The sequence below is a fragment of the Desulfocurvibacter africanus subsp. africanus DSM 2603 genome (assembly GCF_000422545.1).
GTDB lineage: Bacteria > Desulfobacterota > Desulfovibrionia > Desulfovibrionales > Desulfovibrionaceae > Desulfocurvibacter > Desulfocurvibacter africanus.
This window is the reverse complement of sequence record NZ_AULZ01000002.1, coordinates 294,906-313,553: the sequence shown is the minus strand read 5'-3', so window position 1 is coordinate 313,553 and position 18,648 is coordinate 294,906. Positions and strand designations below refer to the sequence as shown.

The following is an 18,648-nucleotide window of genomic DNA, read 5'->3' as shown; positions in this document are numbered from 1 at the left end:
CTACTCCTCCAGCTCCCCGCTGATCTTGGCCATGAGAGCGCGTACCGGATCAAAGTCCCTGTCCTGGGCCGGCACGATGCGCACGATGCCGGCGGGCGCAAGGATGGCGCGGTGCTCGGGGTTGTCAGAGGCCAAAGCCGTCATGGCCGCCCTGATTTTTTCCACGGTTCGCTGGTCCATGCCGCCGCGTGTGGCATAGGCCCAGGACGGATAGGCCGGGCTCTCGGCGACGACCCGGATTTCCCGAATTGGAATGCGATTGCGGGTGATGTCCAGAGTCCCGGTGCGAATGGTCCCGATGTCGTACTCGCCGGAGTATACCGCGTAGACCACGCGTTCCTGGTTGCCTCCTGCGAAATTGACCTCGGCGAAGTCCGCCTTGCGGATGCCATGGTCCCAGAACAGGCCAAGAGGAAAGAGGTAGCCGCCGGCGGAGGATTCGTCCGTGGCGATCCAGCGCTTGCCCCGACAGTCTTCCAGGGTTTCGATATCCGTGTTGTCCGCGCGGGTGATGACCTGTCCGCTGAAAGTGTCGTTGCCCGAGGGCTCGACGATGCGGGCGAAGGCCTTGGCCCCATAGCGGTCAGCTATCTTTATGTACACGAAGGGATTTGTATAGGAGATGTCGATGCGGCCCTGGCCGAACAACGACATGTGCTCCTCGAAAGACGAGGGGAATACCTGGCGGATGGACAGCCCCGTGGCCTTGGCCAGGTACTCGACCATGCGGTGGTGGCGCAGGTAGGACACGGCCGGCGAATATTGGGGCAAGTAGGCGTAGGTCAGGTCCTCCCGCGGCTTGGGAATGGTCACTTCCTCGCGCTTGGAGAAGTCCACGCGCACGACCGACTCCTCCTCGGAGCAGGCTACAAGGATCGCCACCAACGCAACGGCGAGGGCAAAAACCATTCCGCTCGTCCAGTCCGGCACCCTGTTCTTGTGCATGGCTCAATCCTACTCCATTGCGTTCCTTTTTCCTAGCATGCGTCCCGCACGTTTTGCTCCCTCCATGCGTCTATTCCGCCATGGGCATAATAGCTGGAACGCTACGCTTACCAGCTGTCCCCAAAGTCTCGTTCGGAAACTAGAGCAGATTGCTTTTAAGACGCCCGCTCCGGCGTTGACGGCGCAAGTGAGTTGCGCCTACGCCGGAGCTCGCGGTAAGCCATGCCGACGCATGGCTTACAGAGCATTTTCAAAAGCAAAATGCTCTAAGAGTCACGGGACGGCCTCCTTCATGTTAAAGGCGCGCAAAACGATGCGCGTGCCATGCCGCAACTCGCGGCAGAGCTAACACGGAACGCACGTCGACTTTGCAGGCCGGTTCCCGGACGGGTAATGGTAAACGGAGCAAGGAATTATACCGCGCGGGAGTCGTTGCACCCTGGCGGTGGGAGTGCGTGCGAGGAGGGCTGACGCCCTCCTCACGGCACTTTAAAGACGAAGTTTAATCCAGGTTCCTGACGATGCGCAGGCCGCGACGCTCCGGGTCCTTTGCCAGGCTCTTCAGGAGCTGCGTACGCCAGTCGGGTCCGCCGGCAAGTCTGGCCAGGTATTCCACCGCGTGCAGCACCTCGCGCCGGGCGGCCTGCCCTTCCATGCCCAGCAGGCAGCGGGAAATGCCCATCTTGCATGAGGGACAGCCGACCACGACCTGGCAATCGGCGCAGCCTTCCAGGTCCTCGGCCAGTTGGACCTGCTTGCGTCCGCGCAGCTTGTTGTAAATGGCCGGAGAGGTCATGGCTCCCAGGCCCGATTCGCCGCAGCACCCAGGCGAAAGATGCACTTTGGTTCCGGTAAGCTCGGCCAGACCCTTGCGGTAGGCCTCGCCGGACTTGGCCGGGGCCAAGCCGTTCCACTCGGCGTGGCAGGCGGAATGGTAGAGCAGCGGACCGGTCGCCTTGCCCTTCAGGCTCAGCTTACCCAGCAGGTACTGGGTCACATCCAGATGGCGCACATTCAGGCCGAAGATCATCTCGACGCCGTACTTCTGCAGGGACTCGCGGCAGGTGCCGCAGGAGGTCAGCACCGTGTTGGCAAAGAAGCCGAGTTGCTTGGCCTCGCGCAGGGCCGAGCGAATGACCGGCAGGTTGCGGTCCTGGTTGACCAGATAGGCCTCCTCCATGCCCTGGGAGAGCAGCGGATAGCCGCAGCACAGATGCTTGGGCGGCAGGATTACGCTCACTCCCGAGCGGATGAGCAGGTAGAGCGAGGCCATGCCGATGGAGCGCGAGAAGAGCGACGCGCCGCAGCCGGGGAAATAGAAGACCGCCTCTGGCACATCGCGGCCGTCCTCCAGGGACTCTGGCGCAAAGATGGAGCCCCGATTCAGGTGCAGGCTTTCGGCCAGGTTGCGGAAGTCGACTTCCGGCCCCTTGCCGGAAAAGAGCGGGTTGGCCAGCCGATCGCGCCAGCGCGGAGGCATAAGCCCGACCATGCGGTTCTGCAGGTTCTGGCCCACGGCCGCGGCCTTGGCGGCCATGGGCGCCCGAATCTCGGGCTCCTTTGCCAGCCAGCCCAGCACGTTGGTTTTGATGGGATGACCGCCGGCCTTTTTCTCATCCAGGAACGCGCGCATGAACAGGGTCACGTCGGCGCTGTTGATCTTCACCGGGCAGCTCGCGCAGCGGCCGCAGGCCGTGCAGTGCTCCGTGAGCCGGCGCAGGCTGTCCAGCAGTCGCTGCTCGGGACGGCCTTCATGCATCTGGCTGTAGTAGACGGCCTCCACCAGGGCGCCGATGGTCATGTTCTTGTTGCGCGGATGATAGAGCAGGCCCTTCTCCGGGTAGTACATGGGGCAGACCTGCTTGCACTTGCCGCAGCGCGTGCAGACCTGGATGTCGGACAGGAGCTTGATAAGCCGCTCCTTGTCGGGCAAGGCGGTCTTGGCCAGATCCTGGATGAGCCGGTTGAAGGAGAAGGTGTAGGGCTCCACGGCCATCTCGCGCGTGACGAGCTTGCCTGGATTGATGATGCCCTTGGGGTCCACCACGGCCTTGTAGCGTCGCAGGGCCTCCATCTTCTCTTCCTGCAGAAAGGCGATCTTGGTGATGCCGATGCCGTGCTCGCCGGACACGCCGCCGCCCATGAACAAGACTTTCTCGAAGACCTTGCCGGCTGCCTCGTAAGCCAGAGCGAGCATCTGCGGGTCGTTGGAGTTGACCGGAATGTTCACGTGGCAGTTGCCGTCGCCCGCGTGCATGTGGCTGGCCAGGACAATGCGCGTGGCGCGCATGTCGTGTAGGACCTGGGCCAGCCGCTCCTTTAGCTTGGGATAACGATTCTCCAGGTCCTGGAAGAACAGCGCCGCGCGGATCTCAAGCTCCTGCTCGGTCATGTCCTTGGCCGAGAGCTGCCCGCGCAGAATCTTCATGGACGTGATCATCTCCTGGTCCAGGGACTTGTCCTTGAGGTCCAGGCCAGGCAGCTTGCCGGCCTCCTGCAGGGCCAGGCGGTAGGCATACGCCATGTAATAGAGGTTCAAATCTTCCAGGAAGTCGGAAAAGACCGGCACGCCCTCCAGGGGAATGACGATGTCCTCGTTGACCTTGAAGCCCGAGGTGCGCTTGGCGATGGCCGAGAGCTTGTGACGGTCCTCCCAGAAGTGCTCGGCCTCCTTGTCGTCGCGGGCCACGAAAATGTCCACGCCCTCGTAGGGCTCGGCTAGGTCCACGATGGCGCTCACGGCGGCATCCAGGGCCTGCGCATCGTCGGAGTCGAGCTGGAGCAGGAGTACCGAGATCGGCTCGCCCTCATAGCGAGCGGATTTTTTCTGGTAGCCGATGGCCTGTACGTACTTGCTGTTGAACTCCTCCAGGGAGGAGATCTTGACCAGGTCGCCTTCCTGTCGAATGCGGTCACGCAGGCCCACTACGTCCTTGATGACGAGCATGGCGTTGTGCATGCTGCGACCGAAAAACTCCAGGCACAGGGTGCGCGAAAGCTTGAGCGTGTCATACAGGGTGAAGCAGCCCTCGACGATGACGCCGTCCACGCCTTCCTTCTGCACGCCGGGCAAGCCGCCCAGGAACTTGTTGCTCACGTCCTTGCCCAGGCCCGGCCCGCGAATCTCGTCCCCGCTCAGGGTCACGGTGCGCAGGAGCCCGCCGGACTCGTCCAGCACTTCGAACACGGCCGACTCGCCGGGCATGATCTTGTGCCGCGGGTGATCCTTGCGGCGCACCTCCACCAAGCTGCCGTCGGGCATGACCTGCTTGAAGGACAGGATGTTGTCGAGGGTGGTGCCGTACTCGAAGGCGAACGGCCCGCCGGAGTTTTCGGAGATGTTGCCGCCGATGGACGAGCCGGCCTTGGACGCCGGGTCCACGGTGAACAGCAGGCCGGCCTTCTCGGCCGCCTTTATGGCGTTGAGGGTCAGCACGCCGGCCTGGGCGCAGAGAACCTTGTTCTCCGTGTCCACCGGATAGATGGTCTTCATGCGCGACAGGCTGAGAATGACCGTGCGCCGCAACGCGGGCACTGCGCCGCCGGTCAGGCCCGTGCCGCCGCCGCGCGGCACGAGGAAGAAGCCCATCTCGCCAGCCAGTCGCACGATGGCCTGAACCTCGGCCGTGGTCTGCGGCGATACCATGAGCAGCGGCAGCTCCATGCGCAGGTCCGTTGCATCGGTGGACGTCTCGATGAGGCTGCCCGGCTCATGGACCATGCTCTCAGGCGGCAGCAAGGCCTCCAGGCGGCGCACGATTTCATTCTTGATGAACTGGTCCTCGTCATAGCCGCGCCAGAAAGTGTTCACGGCCTCGCGGAACATGTGCGGATATTCGCCCGACAAAGTGGGCAGACTGCGGGTCAGCCTCGCTCCCACGCTCTGGCGCACCAGGGCCGCGTCGATAAAGGGATTGCAGCGTACGAGGAACAGCTCCGCGGCGAGCTCCACCCCCAATTCCCGGACGGACTCGGGCCATTGGGCGAACTGTTCCAGGCTCAGGCCGAGAACCCTGGGGACGAGGCGTTCCTCGGGAATGGAAATATGCGGACCTTTCTTGGGCATGGCTATTTGGCTGCGCAGATGGCGCGAGTTTGTTGCTTAAGGAAAGATATCAGAATAAATCCTCAACCGGCGATTGACAAGCCAAAGTACTCGCGCATCTGGTCTACCATGTGCAAGCATCGGCATCCGAATGCTTATCCAGACAGGTTAAACACTTGCGCTGGTGTAAGGCTCGTCGACGGCAGTAACTGTCACGAATCTTGCTGTCATTCCCCAATAAGTGCTCGTCCTTGTGCGGCGTTAGGAGAGTATCACTTGCTCGGCACGCCGGCAGGCGCTTTTGGGGAAACATTTAAATCTACCACGTGATTGATCTATACACGAAAGATGGAGCGACCATGATTCCGGCTTTAACAGGCTGCCTGGCAGCCGTGCTGCTCCTTCTGACCGGTTGCGCTATGCCGGCCCTGTTCCGATCCGAGGAGCCGCCATCGCCGCAGGCGGTGGACGAGCGCATTGTAGCAGAAATATCCACGCGCTATCTTAAGAATGAAATGATCACGTTCCTGGACATCCAGCCGTATTCCTATGGCAGGCATGTCTACCTCGTGGGCGAAGCCGGCAGCCCCGAAGAGCTGGACCTGGTCGTGACTCTCGCCAAATCCGTGCAGGACGTCCGCTCCGTGACCACTTATGTGCTGCCCAAGCCCCAGCAGCCTGTCTGCTCATCCTTGGACAACGCACGCATCCAAAGCCGAGTGCTGACAGCCTTGGACGCGGACGGGAAGGATGCGCCCCACAGCGTCAACCTGACGGTCTTTCAGTGTGTCGTGGTGTTAACCGGCGAGGTGGACAGCAGGGAGACGGAAGCCAAGCTCTTGTCCGAAGTCCAGACCGTGGATGAGGCTCGAAAGGTCAAATCGCTGCTGCGCGTGGTCAGGTAGATCGGGCATGCATACGGCTTGCAGCGTTACGCAAGCTGACCGATAGGGAAATGTCGACCTCGTACCTCATCGACCTCGCCTTTTGGCCCGAAGCTTCCGCCACATAATTCGTCAGTAACGAGGTTCGACTGAGCACGGCCCGAGTGCAGGGCCGTCAGGTGACAATGGCGGGCAACAATACGGCAGGCATGAATTGAAAAGCGCAGCACATGAGGGCTGCGATCTGATCTGAAATGCGCACGGCCACCTTCAGCATGTGGTGGCCGTGCGCTCGATGAATTCTATACACGTAGGCGGCAGCGCTCGGATTCAGCCTGCCAGCCTCTCACTCGCTCAATAACGCTTCGGCGGCTCTTTTTTCCAGCTCGTCCAAGGCTTCCTCAAGCTGATAGCTCAAGGCATCGGCTTCCTGGGGTTTCCAGTCGGCCAGAGCCGAGGAAAGCTTGCCGCGAATGCCCAATAACCCGGAAACGGGACCACGCAGGACTTCCTGCCTGTCCTTGGGCCACTCGCCCAGGGAGATTTGCTCGAACAAAGCTTCGGGCAACTCCATGACCCCCTTGTGCGGCCAAGCGGGCGAAGGAGCCGGCCAAGCCAGCTTTGAAAGCGTGGGCCAGCGGCGTTCCACGCTCTCGGGCTTGTACGTCTGGGCCATGACCCGCACCTGGAGCACCTCGCCCATGTTCGCCTCCTCGGCCGCCCTTCAGGCGGCGCGCATCAGTCGATTTCCTTCCACTCGCTACGCACCTGGGCCACCACTTCCTGAATCATGGAAAACTGATCACCGGGGCAGACGCCGATCAGCGGCTGTCCGCTGTCGATGTTCTCTCCATAGGCGAAATAGGCCGAGTATATCTGGCCTTCGGGCCCCTTGTAACTGACCAGTGCCTCGCGCTTCATGCGCGACATGATAAACAGATCCATGCCGTCCGTCACCTTGATCGAACGGATGCCCGAGGCCTTGATCTTCTGGTCCACTTCGGGAACGAAGTAGTACTTGGCTTTTTCCGGCGCGGTGACCAGGTGCAGAGTCTTCTTGAGGATGGCCTCGATGACCTCGTCGCGCGACAGGAAGTGCCGCAGGGTCATGAGCCTGGTGCCCGCTTCCACGAACTTGCCCGAGAGATCCTGGGCTATATCCTTGATTTCGCCTTTCTGCGGCGCATGAATGGGCTTCTTGTTACGCTCGCGCGTGACATGAGCCAGCAGCGTGCCCGGCTTTTCCTTCCAGGTACCTGCGGGGCCAAAAACCTTGCCGCCGGCGTTTTTTACCGCGAACTCGATAACGCCCGTATGCGGGGCGCGGATTTCGATCTCCTCGTAGGGGGAGGCCTTGATCTCCTCCAGGAGCGCCTTGACGTCCATCACTTCTTCTCCGCCTTCTTACCTGTAGTAGAGATTGCGGCCGCCCATGGTCAAGAGGGCCTGATAGAGGTTCTTGCGCACCTCGCGGCGGTCCCAAATGCCTTGGATGTGCCCGCGAGACAGGGCTTGATGTGCCTGGTGGTAGTCCGGGGGGATGTCCACGCCCGTGGTTTCCTTGATGACGCCTGGGCCGGCGAAGCCGATGTTCGCCGAGCGCACCGAGAACTGGTAGGGCGAGCAGCCAAGGAAGCTGGCCAGCGGACCTGCGTAGGAATTGGTATCGTACAGCACCAGGTACAGGCCGCCCTCGTCGATGTAGTCGCGTATGGCCATGGTGCAGCGGGGCATCTGGATGACACCATTGGTGCCTTCCTGGATGCGGATGCCCGCAGTGCCGTGCACGTAGGCCAGCAGCGGGTAATGCTTCTTCTTGGCCCGCTCCACGGCGCGGATGAACTTCTCGCCCTCGGCCGCCCCGACGCTGCCGCCGCGGAAGGCTCCCATGAGCATGGCGCAGACCATGCGCACGCCTTGGATGCTGGTCTCGAAGGTCATACACGCGCTACGTTGGCCGATCTTCTTTTTGGCCGCTTCGAGCTTCTCGTCAAAGCCCTCGAAGTTCAGGGGATTGCCTGCCTCGATGCGTGCGTTGAACTCGTAGATGGAGCCCTGATCGAAGACATTGTACAGATACCATTGATGCTCCATGGGGAAATGGTATCCGCAGTAGCTGCATACGCCGGCGAAGTCGCCGAACAGGTCAGGCGCCCAGAGGTCCAGACAGCCATGGCTGTCCGCGCGCGGACAGGTCACGCTAACGTCCTCACGGGCCTTGGGGCTCAAGTAAACCCACTGGTCGTCGTTCAGACAGATGCCATTGTCCGGGCAAGACAGCTCCGTGAGTTGCTTGACCGCCTCGGATTCGTTCTTGCCATTTAGCCGCATGAACCCGGAAAGCGGCGCGGACACTTTGTCCGTGAGCACCTGGGCCTCGGCCTGGAAGTCCTCGAGCCAACGCTTGAGCTTCTTGTGCCGCTTGCCTAGAAATTCGTAACGGAAGAAGGAATGCGTGGCCCAGAGCATGTCCAGGGCAGCGGATACCGTCTTTTGCGAGAAAGTACGCTTGTCTACGTAAGCGTGCTGAGCCATGTTGCGGAACTTCTGGTAACGCCGCCAGACCAGGTTATCCCTGGCCTTGGAGGACAAGCTCCAACGCACGAAGATGGATTCGGCCTCCACGCCTCGCTTGTTGGCAACGCGCTTAAGCTCGTTGGCGCGCAGGAGCTGCAGACCCTTGGCCTTGAGCACAGACTGGTTGGTGGCCCAGATAAGCTCGCCGCGCAGGTTCTTGAAGAAGTCGTAGTGCTCGGGCCGCGCGCCCAAGGGAGGCTCCTGCACGATGCGGTCGATGTAGCCGGCGGCCAGATTATCCTCGGCCATCATCTTGAGCTGACGGGCGCAACGATCGATAAGCTCAGGCTCGGCGCGCTGGCCTTGGCGCAGTCTGCCTTCGATAGCCGCGGCTCCTTCGGGCGAGATGACCGAGTAATAGCCATGGGAAAGCATGAGCCGCGTATCGGCCAGGCCGATGGCTTCGGCGCCGCCGGAGCCGCCTTCGGAAATCACGGCCACGATGGGCACGCGCAGCGCGGCCAACTCGTAGAGGTTGCGCGCGATCTGCTGAGCCGCTCCCGGATAATCCTCGATCGGGTAGGAGCCGGGAGTGAACACGAAGGTATGGATGGGAATGTTCTCGGTTTCCGCGACCTTCATGTAGTGCAGGGCCTTGGCGTTACCCCAGGGCTTCACGGAGCCGCCGTTGCGGAACTCCTGGCCGTGCCCCTTCTCCTGACCGATAACCATGACCGGCTGGTTGACCAGCTTATTCCCCACGCGACGGCTGATGTAAGCCCTGGCGATGAGCATGCTCGGATCAATGGAGTACTCGTCCTGGCCGCCGATCTCCGTGTAGTTGTCATAGACGTTCTCAAGGATATCCTTGAGGCAGATGCGCTGCGAATGACGCACGATGCGCACCTTGTCCATGGGAGCCAATTCGGCGTCGAGCTTATTCTCCAGGAAGGAGAAAATATCCTCGAGCTGCTGCACCTGGCGCACCTGCTCCGGAATGGTCAGGTCCTTCTCCTTGGCCAGGAACTCGCCAAGCTTGGACTCAAGCATGGCCATGTTCTCGTTCTGCTTGGGCCCGAAGATATCCCTGATGTAGGCTAGGCGGTCTTTAAGCTGCTGTGTTCTCTTTTCGATGTCCATATGAGCGTCGACGCGTCCTCATCACTAATCCGCCCTGGAGGGCGATTGGGATGGACGCCGGAAGTTGCATGGTGGATGCCGTTTTTGTCCTCTCAGCCGGCGCGAATCAACCCTAGAACTCGAGCAAGTTCATGGTCTTCTTGCGCAGGAAATCGAGATTGGACTTGAGCGGGCTGCCGGAGCGGTCCTGTCCCCTGAGCACCAGGAGGTCCAGGAACTCGAGGCCACGCTGCTTGGCCTGTGCCAGATCGTCGCCCTTGATAATGGCCAGGGCGAGGTTCGGGTCGAACTCCGTGGGAATCTGATAGGGCTCGTCCGTGGGCACCTGGGTATACACGCTCAGCCAAGGCTGCTCGGGCCAGGTGAATTCGTCGATGCGGCCGACCCAGGGCGCGAACCTGTTATCCGGGTCCTCGGCAATGATGCGGTATTCAATGCCTACACCGTCGAACTCGATGTCCGACTGGGCATATCCTATCGACTGGCCGAGCCCGACCCGACACTGCTCGGCAATGAGATCCGTGGGCCCGTTGCCGCGCACCTTGGAGATGATGCCCGAGACACCGTTCTCCACCTGGATGCGCGTATTGACCTCCATGAGGAAGGGGTCGCCCTTGGGGGTCACGATCCACTCCCAGGTTCCCACACTGTCATAGCCCACTTCACGAGCCATGCTTAGGGAGTGGCGCGTGATGTCGGTGAGCACCTTGGCCGCGTCGAAGCTGTAGCCGAGTTCGCCTGGCGCGAAGCCCGGCGCGACCTCGATGCGCTTCTGGCGCCCCGTGGACTGCACCGAGCAATTGCGCGTGCCGAAATGCACCGGCTCGCCCTTGCCGTCGCCCAGGATCTGCACCTCAAGGTGGTTGAAGCGAAAGACGCGCTGCTCGATGAGCACGCCCTCGTCGTGGAACTGACGCTTGGAGTAGTTGCGGATACGCCGGAAGACATTGCGGAAGTGGTCGATGCGGTCCAACTCCTCGATGCCCATACCGCCGCCACCCGCCGAAGCCTTGACGAGTACAGCGGGCCGCTCGATGCCCTGCTCGGCCTGGAAGGCGAACAGATTCTCGGCGATTTCCTCGGCCTCCATCTCGTCATAGATGGGCCGATCCGAGCCGGGAACCGTTGGCACACCGAGGCGGCGGGCAAGCCGCTTGGTGTTGATCTTATCGCCCAACTCGCGGATGACCCTCCAGGACGGCCCCAGGAACAGGAGCGGATTGTCGCGCTCACTCACTCTGCGAGCAAAGCGGAAATCCTCGGCGAAGAAACCGTAGCCGGGGTGAATCGCCGTGGCGCGGGCGTCATCGGCCACGGCCATGAGCTCGTTGGCGTCCTGGTAGGAGTTGACTCGGTACAGGGACTTGGGTCCGCCGTGCCGTTTGGCCAAGGCCACATGGCCCGACTGGTGGTCTTCCTTTGTATAGATGCAGACAAACCTGTGCCCGAGCTTCATGCAAGCCTGGGCAATTCGGATAGCAATCTCGCCCCGATTGGCGATAAGAACCTTATGAGTGTTCGCAACCACGCGAAATAATCCTTCTTTTCTTATGCGGGCAGATACTTCACACCTCGAACAAGGAGGCCCTTATATGTCGCAAAGCGTAAATAGTCCACATGCCAGCCGCCCTGGATTTAGCTTGGATGCGGACATTTTCATGCCAACGGTGCAGGAGCGATCCCAAGGCCGAAACGGATCCGCCCTCCAGAGTCGCTTGGGGTGAAGCCCGCTAGTTTGGCATTCTCTCGGAATGCTTCCGGAAAGGTCAATCATCGGCCCTGCACAGCCATGTGCCGGAAGCATTCGCGAAGCCGTGATCGGCCTCGCACTGGTTTGGCAGTCTGATCCTAGAGCAGATTGCCTTTAAGACGCCCGCTCCGGCGATGACGGCGCAAGTGTATTGCGCCTACGCCTACGCGGTGGCAACCCATGCCGACGCGCGGCTTGCAGAGCATTTTCAAAAGCAAAATGCTCTAACCCAGCTTATCTTCGGACTTGGACTGCTGCTTGGCCTTGCGTTGAGCGATCATACGCTTCTGAAATTCCAGCACCAGCTTGTCCAGCCTAGCTTCCTGGCGTCTATCCAACTCCACGAATTGGCAAGCCAGAATATCTTGGTTGATACGGCGCACGATCTTGGACTTGAGACCGATCAGCACGGGCTTGCCGGCGATCATCAGATCCGCGGTGACAGTGGTGCCTTCCTTGAGCCTGGATTCGACGGTAGCCAGCAAGGCAATGCCCGTCGCACTCAGGTCCTTGACATCAAAACTGACGCCTGTCTCCTGCAGCTTGGCCTTGAGCCCGGGAATTCTAGTCCTGAAGGCTCCGCGCTGATTATCGCCGTCAGGTATCTCTAACTTGAAGTCCATAACTACCTCCCTGTCATCATCCGCCGACGCGTTTCTCCAGCGTAATCTCAATCCGCCGGTTGCGCGCTCGATTCTCCGTACTGTTGTTCGGGAACAGAGGCTCCAGGTCGGCCAAGCCCGTGGCCGTAAGCCTGGTGGGCTCCATGCCCAAGGACATGAGCACACGCAAGACATTTACCGAGCGCATGGCCGATATTTCCCAATTATCCTTGAAGCGGGAATTGCCCGAGGGCCGCACGTCATCGGTAAAACCGCGTATGTTGATACGCTGGTCCGCGTGTTTGATGAGCAGATCCTTGAGATCCCGCAGCACGGCCACGCCCTGGGTCGTGAGTTCCACCTGGCCTGGGGCGAACATGACGTCCGAAGGCACGCGCAGGGTGATGATGCCTTTGTCGAAATGCGCGCCTACCACGCCTTTGAGGCCCTTGGTATTCTGATAGAACTGCACTTCCGTGAACAGCTTGCGCTGGTTCTCCATGATCTGGCGCTGGAGCTTGACCTGATCGATAAGCACTGCCTGCTCGTCGCGCACAATGCGCGACGAGGATAGATCCTTTTTATTGCCTTGCAAGGCGAGTTGCACGGCCTGGAACGAGTCCGTAAACTTGGTAAGGTCCAGATTGGACATGGAAAAGAGCAGAATGAAGAAACACAGAAGCAGAAGCGACAGGTCGGCGAATGTTGTCAGCCAATCCGACGAGTTATCCTGGGACTCTTCGTCATCCGAGTCCAGAGGTCGGTTTTGCAGTTCCTCATCGGTCATACCGACGCTCCTGCGGGGCTATGAAGGAGGACAACTTTTCGTACACCAGCCTGGGGTTGTTGTTCTCCAGGATGGATTTGGCGCCTTCGAAAATGATCTCCATGTGCAGAGTTTCCTGCAGCGTACGGGCGTTGAGTTTGCCGGCAATGGGCAGAAAGATCAGGTTGGCCAGAACCGAGCCATAAAAAGTGGTGATGATGGCCACGGCCATGGCCGGGCCGATGGCCTTGGGGTCGTCCAGGCGGGCGAGCATCTGCACCAGACCTATGAGCGTTCCGATCATACCGAAAGCGGGCGCGAAACCGGCCAACTTGCGGAACACTTCCTGACCTATCCGGTGGCGGCGCTTCATGGACGAAATTTCGATGCGCAACGTGTCACGGATGATATCCGGGTCGGCGTTGTCGGCAATGAGCTGACAGGCCTTCTTGAGCACCTTGTTCTCGGTCTGGATGTTCTCCAGAGCGACAAGACCTTCACGCCGGCTGATGTCGGCCACGCGGATCATGATATCGACCACTTCCTGAGGCCGGACCTTGCGTGAGGCAAAAGCCTTGAAACCCGCGGCTATGGCCTGGCGCACTTCCTCAAAGGGGAAGGCTACGCAGATGGCCGCCAGCGTGCCGCCGATGACGATGAGAATGCTGGGAAGGTTGATGAAGAGAAATGAATCCCCTCCCATGTAAATCGCGCCACCGACCATTGTCAGGCCGATGATCAATCCGCCCAGTGTTGCGATATCCATCTGCTCTACGCCCTTGCATTTACTGGTTGAGCTGCCTGCGAATGGCCGCTATCAAGATGCGGGTGCGCTGAATCGTCCCTATGGCCAACCGGTACTGAGACTCTAACATACAAAGATGTCGATATGCAAAATCAACAATTAGTGGAAGCCGCCACGGAATATCTCCGCGCCAGAATATCCCTGACGCCCCCTGTCCGCGCGGGCGTTGTCTTGGGTACGGGCCTGGGTAGCTGGACGCACTCTTTGCAAAATGCATGCACAATACCTTATGCAGAGATACCCGGCTTCCCCAAATCAACGGTGCCCGGCCATGCCGGAGCCCTGATCTGCGGGACCATCGAAGGTCGAAGCGTGCTCGCCCTCTCCGGCCGCTTTCACCTGTACGAAGGTTACTCCCCGGCCGAAGTCTGCTTCGGCGTGCGCGTCCTGGCCCGCCTGGGAGTGGATGCACTCGTGCTGACCAACGCCGCCGGGGCGATCAACCCTCAATGTGACGCAGGCTCGCTCATGTGCATCACGGACCATATCAACGCCACGGGCGTCAGCCCGCTCACGGGCCCCAACACGGAAGCGTGGGGACCACGCTTCCCGGACATGAGCTCCGTGTGGGATCCCGGCTTGCGCGCACTGGCCATGGAGCAGGCTTTGCGGCTCGGTATCCGCCTGGAGCGCGGCGTCTACATCCAGGTTCCCGGGCCGCAGCTCGAGACGCCGGCAGAAACTCGGGCCTACCGCAGACTGGGAGCCGACGCCGTGGGCATGTCCACGGTCCTGGAAGCCATCGCCGCCCGGCACATGGGACTGCGCCTGCTGGGAATTTCCTGCCTGACCAATAAAAATCTTCCGGACTGCATGGCCGAGACGAGCCTGGAGGAGATCCTGGCCATGGCGGCTCTCAGCGGCGAGGCCATGAGCCGATTGATCTCGGCTGTCATTGTCGCCCTTTAAAGGCTCGCACTGGCGCGCATCGTCTTTACTGTGGTTTTCCTGTAATCGGGACTAAACATTTCCGCCGGATGGCCGAAGAGAGCTGCAGGTGGATGCGCATTCCGGCCGCGTCCGATTTACTCGACAACCGAGGATGCCCGCATGCGTCTTTTCAGCGTATTGCTTTGTTTCCCTCTATTCATGGCCCTGGCTCTCGCCGCCTGCTCGCAAAAGCAGGCCAAGATCATCGGCGAGACCTTCACCCGAGGCGAATGTTCGGCCCGCACCTGCCTGGTGGACGCCAACTATCGCGCCGCCAACGTCATGGTCGACGCCCTGGAGGAAGTACTGGTGGAAGGGGACGGCATCATCATCTCCGACTTCATCTATTTGGGCGATCCCAGTAAGGAGTCGACCCTGGGCAAACTCATCCCGGAACAGATATCCTCCAAGCTGGCCCAGCATGGCTTCAACCCCGTCTCCAAGCGCCTAGCCAACCCGGACGAGGCCCAGACGGAGGTTCCCGGCAAAGCCCGACTCGTGGGCTCCTACACCACGGCCTATGACGTGCTCTACGTCAACGCGCGCGTTATCCGCCTGAAGGACTCGGCCGTCATTGCCGGTTACGATTACGAACTGCCCGCCAGTTCCAATCTGCGCGCCCTTATACCGGGCGTATGGGGAGATGCCGGCCTGGATCCCACGGTCAAGACAGCCTTCTCCACAGCGGCCAGACGTTAGCCGCCCATAGCTGTACATCAGGCCGCCCAGCGTCAGCCGGGCGGCCTTTTTCTTCAACCAGACTTGTCCATACAGCGCAAAAACTGCATATGTTCCTGCATGGCCGCAATCTTCAATGGCATCTCGCGGAGGCCGCATGGATAAAGACGCACTGAGAAGCTTCCTGCTCAAGGCCCTTATGAGCATGGTCGCGCCCAGCATGGGTCACGAAGAACGACGGGACATGCTGGATTGCATGTTCCCCGTGGGCCAATCCCTGGATGACGAAACCTTGGACGCCTTTGCTCAAGGCATTGCCCCGCCGCCGCGTGAGTTCTTCGCCAAGTGGATCGGTATCTTCGTGGACAAGGTCTTGGACGAGATGCCCGCCGAGCGTCTGCATGCCGCCTGTGAAAACGACCAGATGGCGCAGGCCGGGCTCTATGTAGCCTATCTCGACTTCTGCCGTGAGCGACAGGCTGACATGGACCGCGACCTGGAAGCATTGCGCCTGGAGTGCATGACCCGCATGAAGCAGTAAGCCATAAGTACTGCGCTTACGCTGTGCCATACTTTCCAGTTGACAGCGAAAGCGTTTACGCTTACCGGCGGGATTGGCCTGAACATGAATGTTTCTTCATGAATGCCTCCCGGTGGAAAACGGGGCAGGCCACAGGAGACGTCAGGGAATGCCCAAGGAAGACGCCATTGAAGTGGACGGTGTTGTGCAGGAGGCCCTGCCCAACGCCATGTTCCGTGTGGAGCTGAGCAACGGACATGATGTGCTGGCCCACATATCCGGCAAGATGCGCAAGTTCTATATCCGCATCCTGCCCGGTGACAGTGTGAAAGTTGAGCTTTCTCCCTACGACCTGACCCGAGGTCGCATCACCTACCGGATGAAATGAACCCACTTTCCATGCCCGACCATCCAAGCCAGACCAATATCGCAGGGAAGGCGCCCAAGCGCCGAGGCGTGGTGGTCTGGTTCCACGAGCGCAGGGGCTACGGCTTCATCCGCGATGAGACCGGAGAGGACGTGTTCGTGAGCTGGCCCGACATTCTGCGGCCGGGGTTCAAGACTCTTGCTCAGGGCGAACAGGTCACCTTCACCCTCAAGCCCGGCGAGGGCGGCCGCAAGGCCGCGGAAGTCGTGCCGCTGCAGCCGTCAGCCGAGCCGCCCCCGCATACCGTCAACTCCTGACGTATAGCCTGGGTCCCGAGGGCGTATCCTCAAGCCTGTAGCCCTTCTCCCACAACCTGCTGCGCAAGTCGTCCGCCTGGGGGAAATCCTTGCGCCCACGGGCCTCCTCGCGCAGGCGCACAAGCTCGGCAAGCTCCGCGGTGAGCATGCTCGGGCTCACGGGCGCCTGCGAGTGGTCCAGAATGCCCAACACCTGATCGCAAGCCGTCAGCCTGCGCAGGCACAACTCAGTGTCGGCCCCGCTGAGTTGTCCGACCGCAAGCTTTGCGTTGATCGTGCGCACGAACTTGAACAGTTCGGGCCAGAATCGGTGCAGGGACAGATCGTCTTCCACCGCCGCGAACAACCCCTGGCGCAGGTCGTAGGCCGCTTGGGCCACGGCCTGGCCCGGCTCGCCTTTTTTCCGCTCCGCGCTGCTCAAGGTGACGTACAATTCCTGCGTCTTGCGCCAGTTCCTTGACCACATGGGCAGGCTCTGCAGCGAAAGCGGCTTGTGATAGGATGTGGATAAGAGCCACATGCGCAGGGCCGCTCCCGAGGAGACAGCTCCCACGGCTTCACGCAGGCCGAAGACTGGCTGCTGAACGCCCGGCGCATCGGCCCCGGCGGAATCGAGAACGCCGATCACGGGCTGGGCCACGAGCCAGGCCGTGGGAACGACGCCCGCGCCCAGGGTCCAGATGGCCCGGAAATTCTCCAGGTGCGGGAAGCGGTGCGTCTCCGCGCCCAAGGCCACGCTCAAGACCGGCAGGCCATCCAGGGCCGCGGCCGCCTGCTGCAGGAACCAACTGGGACGCACCTTGCCCCATTCGGTTTCCAGGGCATCGCCGGCCTTGAGATCCTGCAGGGTGACCCGTTTAAGCAGCGTGAAGTCGCGCGGGTTGTCCTTGACATAGTCCCGCAGATCCACGGTCTTGCCCAGGCTCAAGCGCTCCAGATCCATGGAGCCGGTCTGGCCATAGGCCTTATCCCGCAAGACATCGTAGTAGACGCTGCGCAGCTTCTCGTAGGCCAAGCCGCGGGCCAGCAGCCTGCGGCACAGGGTCAGAGCGCGCTCGGTGCTCTCGCCGGCCAGGGCGAAATGGACATCCTCGCTCACGCCGAGCATGGCCGCCAAACCTTGAATCTCCTCACGCGTGCGACGGGCGAACTCGCGCCTGGGCATCCCGGCAGCCCGGGCCGCCGCCAAGGCGCGATCATCCAGGTCGGCCAAGCCAACGCAGGCCTTGGCCTGCACCCCGTTCGCGCGCAGATGCCGGCAGAGCACGTCCAGGAGCACCACGCGCCGCCAGACCTCAAGATCGCCCGCCTGGTCCAGGCTCGGACCGGGCGTGAACAAGCCAAGGCCGGCCTTGCCGGGTTCCAGCACGCGCGCCTGCCCGCTGGCTAGATCGCGCACGCGCAAGCCCTGCTGGGTCGGCGCGGCGAAGAGCGGCGTACTCAGGTAACGCTCGCCGCTGTCCGGGCAGATGAATACGATGGTGGCCCGCCGGCCGCTTCCGGTCAGGTCCTTGGCCAGACGCAACGCGCCCGCCATGGCCGCCCCCGCGCTCATGCCCACCAGCAGGCCCTCCTCTCGGGCCATGCGTCGGGCCATGTCGAAGGCGGCGTCATCTTCTACATTGAGCACCGCGTCCAGGGCCTTCTTGTCGTAGATGCCCGGAGGATAGGACTCCTGCATGTTCTTGAGGCCCTGGATCTTGTGCCCTGCAAAGGGCTCCACGGCCGCGACGAAGATGGCCGGATTGAAGGCCTTGAGCCCGCTGGCCAGGCCCATGGCCGTGCCCGTGGTGCCCAGGGTGGCCACCATGTGCGTGACCTGGCCTGCGGTCTGCTCCCAGATTTCCCGGGCCGTGCCCTCGTGGTGGGCGCGGACGCAGGCTTCGTTGTTGTATTGATCCATGAGCACGTACTTGCCCGGCTCCTCGCGGGCCAGACGGTAGGCCTCCTCGATGGCTCCGTCCGTGCCCATGTGGCCGGGCGTAAGCACTATCTCGGCCCCGTAGGCGCGCAGGATGCGCTTGCGTTCCTCGGATGCGCTCTCGCTCATGAGCAGCTTGATGCGGTAGCCCTTCACAGCGCAGACCATGGCCAGACCGATACCCGTGTTGCCGCTGGTGGCCTCGATGACGATCTTGTCCGGGGTCAGCTCGCCGGAGCGCTCGGCCGCCTCGATCATGGCCAGGGCCACGCGGTCCTTGATGGATCCGCCGATGGACTTGGACTCGATCTTGGCCAAAATCCTGACATCGGGATACGGATTGAGTCGGCCGATCTCCACCAGGGGAGTATTGCCGACGAGCGAGAGGACATTCGTGTGTATGGGCATGTTATTCGCGCTCCCACGCGCTGGGGAAGTTGCGCCGCGGCCGTGCCGGGCGG

Annotated in this window: 16 protein-coding genes; 6 read left to right on the top strand and 10 right to left on the bottom strand. The window is 61.3% G+C overall.

Going from position 1 to position 18,648, the window contains the following annotated elements:
* The gene (locus H585_RS0103650; RefSeq protein WP_027366792.1) at window positions 1–945 is read right to left on the bottom strand and encodes a phosphate/phosphite/phosphonate ABC transporter substrate-binding protein; all 945 of its coding nucleotides are present in this window, start codon (window positions 943–945) and stop codon (window positions 1–3) included.
* Between the two features lie 502 nt (window positions 946–1,447).
* Window positions 1,448–5,011 carry an FAD-binding and (Fe-S)-binding domain-containing protein gene (locus tag H585_RS0103645; protein ID WP_027366791.1) on the bottom strand — a complete coding sequence of 1,188 codons (3,564 nt, stop codon included), beginning with the start codon at window positions 5,009–5,011 and terminating at the stop codon, window positions 1,448–1,450.
* 338 nt (window positions 5,012–5,349) lie between these two features.
* On the opposite strand from H585_RS0103645, the gene H585_RS0103640 reads away from it, so the two are divergent.
* On the top strand, window positions 5,350–5,895 hold the full coding sequence (locus tag H585_RS0103640) for a BON domain-containing protein (protein WP_027366790.1): 546 nt from the start codon (window positions 5,350–5,352) through the stop codon (window positions 5,893–5,895).
* A 325-nt stretch (window positions 5,896–6,220) separates the two neighbouring features.
* Here the strand turns inward: H585_RS0103640 and H585_RS0103630 are convergent, their stop codons facing one another.
* From H585_RS0103630 to H585_RS0103600, 7 genes are all read right to left on the bottom strand, one after another.
* Entirely contained in the window at window positions 6,221–6,577 is a 357-nt protein-coding gene (locus H585_RS0103630) for a hypothetical protein (protein WP_014260310.1), read from the bottom strand.
* A gap of 35 nt (window positions 6,578–6,612) precedes the next feature.
* Window positions 6,613–7,260, bottom strand: coding sequence for a hypothetical protein (locus tag H585_RS0103625; RefSeq protein ID WP_014260309.1), 648 nt, complete (start codon window positions 7,258–7,260; stop codon window positions 6,613–6,615).
* Window positions 7,261–7,278: 18 nt separating this feature from the next.
* A complete protein-coding gene (locus H585_RS0103620) occupies window positions 7,279–9,531 on the bottom strand; it encodes a carboxyl transferase domain-containing protein (RefSeq protein WP_014260308.1) in 2,253 nt (750 codons plus the stop codon).
* 112 nt (window positions 9,532–9,643) lie between these two features.
* On the bottom strand, window positions 9,644–11,059 hold the full coding sequence (locus tag H585_RS0103615) for an ATP-binding protein (protein WP_005984783.1): 1,416 nt from the start codon (window positions 11,057–11,059) through the stop codon (window positions 9,644–9,646).
* Between the two features lie 446 nt (window positions 11,060–11,505).
* Window positions 11,506–11,904: a PilZ domain-containing protein gene (locus H585_RS0103610; RefSeq protein ID WP_014260307.1), complete on the bottom strand. Its 399-nt coding sequence runs from the start codon at window positions 11,902–11,904 to the stop codon at window positions 11,506–11,508.
* Window positions 11,905–11,920: 16 nt separating this feature from the next.
* The gene (locus H585_RS0103605) at window positions 11,921–12,670 is read right to left on the bottom strand and encodes an OmpA/MotB family protein (protein ID WP_005984824.1); all 750 of its coding nucleotides are present in this window, start codon (window positions 12,668–12,670) and stop codon (window positions 11,921–11,923) included.
* Window positions 12,660–13,415, bottom strand: a complete 756-nt coding sequence (locus H585_RS0103600) for a motility protein A (RefSeq protein ID WP_014260306.1) — start codon at window positions 13,413–13,415, stop codon at window positions 12,660–12,662. The genes H585_RS0103605 and H585_RS0103600 overlap by 11 nt, the downstream gene beginning before the upstream one ends.
* Before the next feature lie 123 nt (window positions 13,416–13,538).
* On the opposite strand from H585_RS0103600, the gene H585_RS0103595 reads away from it, so the two are divergent.
* The 5 genes from H585_RS0103595 (at window position 13,539) to H585_RS0103575 (ending at window position 16,266) form a co-directional block, all read left to right on the top strand.
* Window positions 13,539–14,363 (top strand): purine-nucleoside phosphorylase, encoded by an 825-nt coding sequence (locus H585_RS0103595; protein WP_027366788.1) that lies wholly within the window; start codon window positions 13,539–13,541, stop codon window positions 14,361–14,363.
* A gap of 141 nt (window positions 14,364–14,504) precedes the next feature.
* Window positions 14,505–15,083, top strand: a complete 579-nt coding sequence (locus tag H585_RS0103590; RefSeq protein WP_027366787.1) for a FlgO family outer membrane protein — start codon at window positions 14,505–14,507, stop codon at window positions 15,081–15,083.
* 136 nt (window positions 15,084–15,219) lie between these two features.
* On the top strand, window positions 15,220–15,603 hold the full coding sequence (locus tag H585_RS0103585; RefSeq protein WP_027366786.1) for a hypothetical protein: 384 nt from the start codon (window positions 15,220–15,222) through the stop codon (window positions 15,601–15,603).
* A 148-nt stretch (window positions 15,604–15,751) separates the two neighbouring features.
* Entirely contained in the window at window positions 15,752–15,970 is a 219-nt protein-coding gene (infA, locus tag H585_RS0103580) for a translation initiation factor IF-1 (protein WP_005984815.1), read from the top strand.
* A complete protein-coding gene (locus tag H585_RS0103575; protein WP_014260302.1) occupies window positions 15,967–16,266 on the top strand; it encodes a cold-shock protein in 300 nt (99 codons plus the stop codon). The genes infA and H585_RS0103575 overlap by 4 nt, the downstream gene beginning before the upstream one ends.
* On the opposite strand, the gene H585_RS0103570 is transcribed toward H585_RS0103575, so the two are convergent.
* On the bottom strand, window positions 16,256–18,595 hold the full coding sequence (locus H585_RS0103570) for a cysteine synthase (protein WP_027366785.1): 2,340 nt from the start codon (window positions 18,593–18,595) through the stop codon (window positions 16,256–16,258). The two genes, H585_RS0103575 and H585_RS0103570, sit on opposite strands and share 11 nt — an antisense overlap.
* Between the last annotated feature and the right edge of the window lie 53 nt (window positions 18,596–18,648).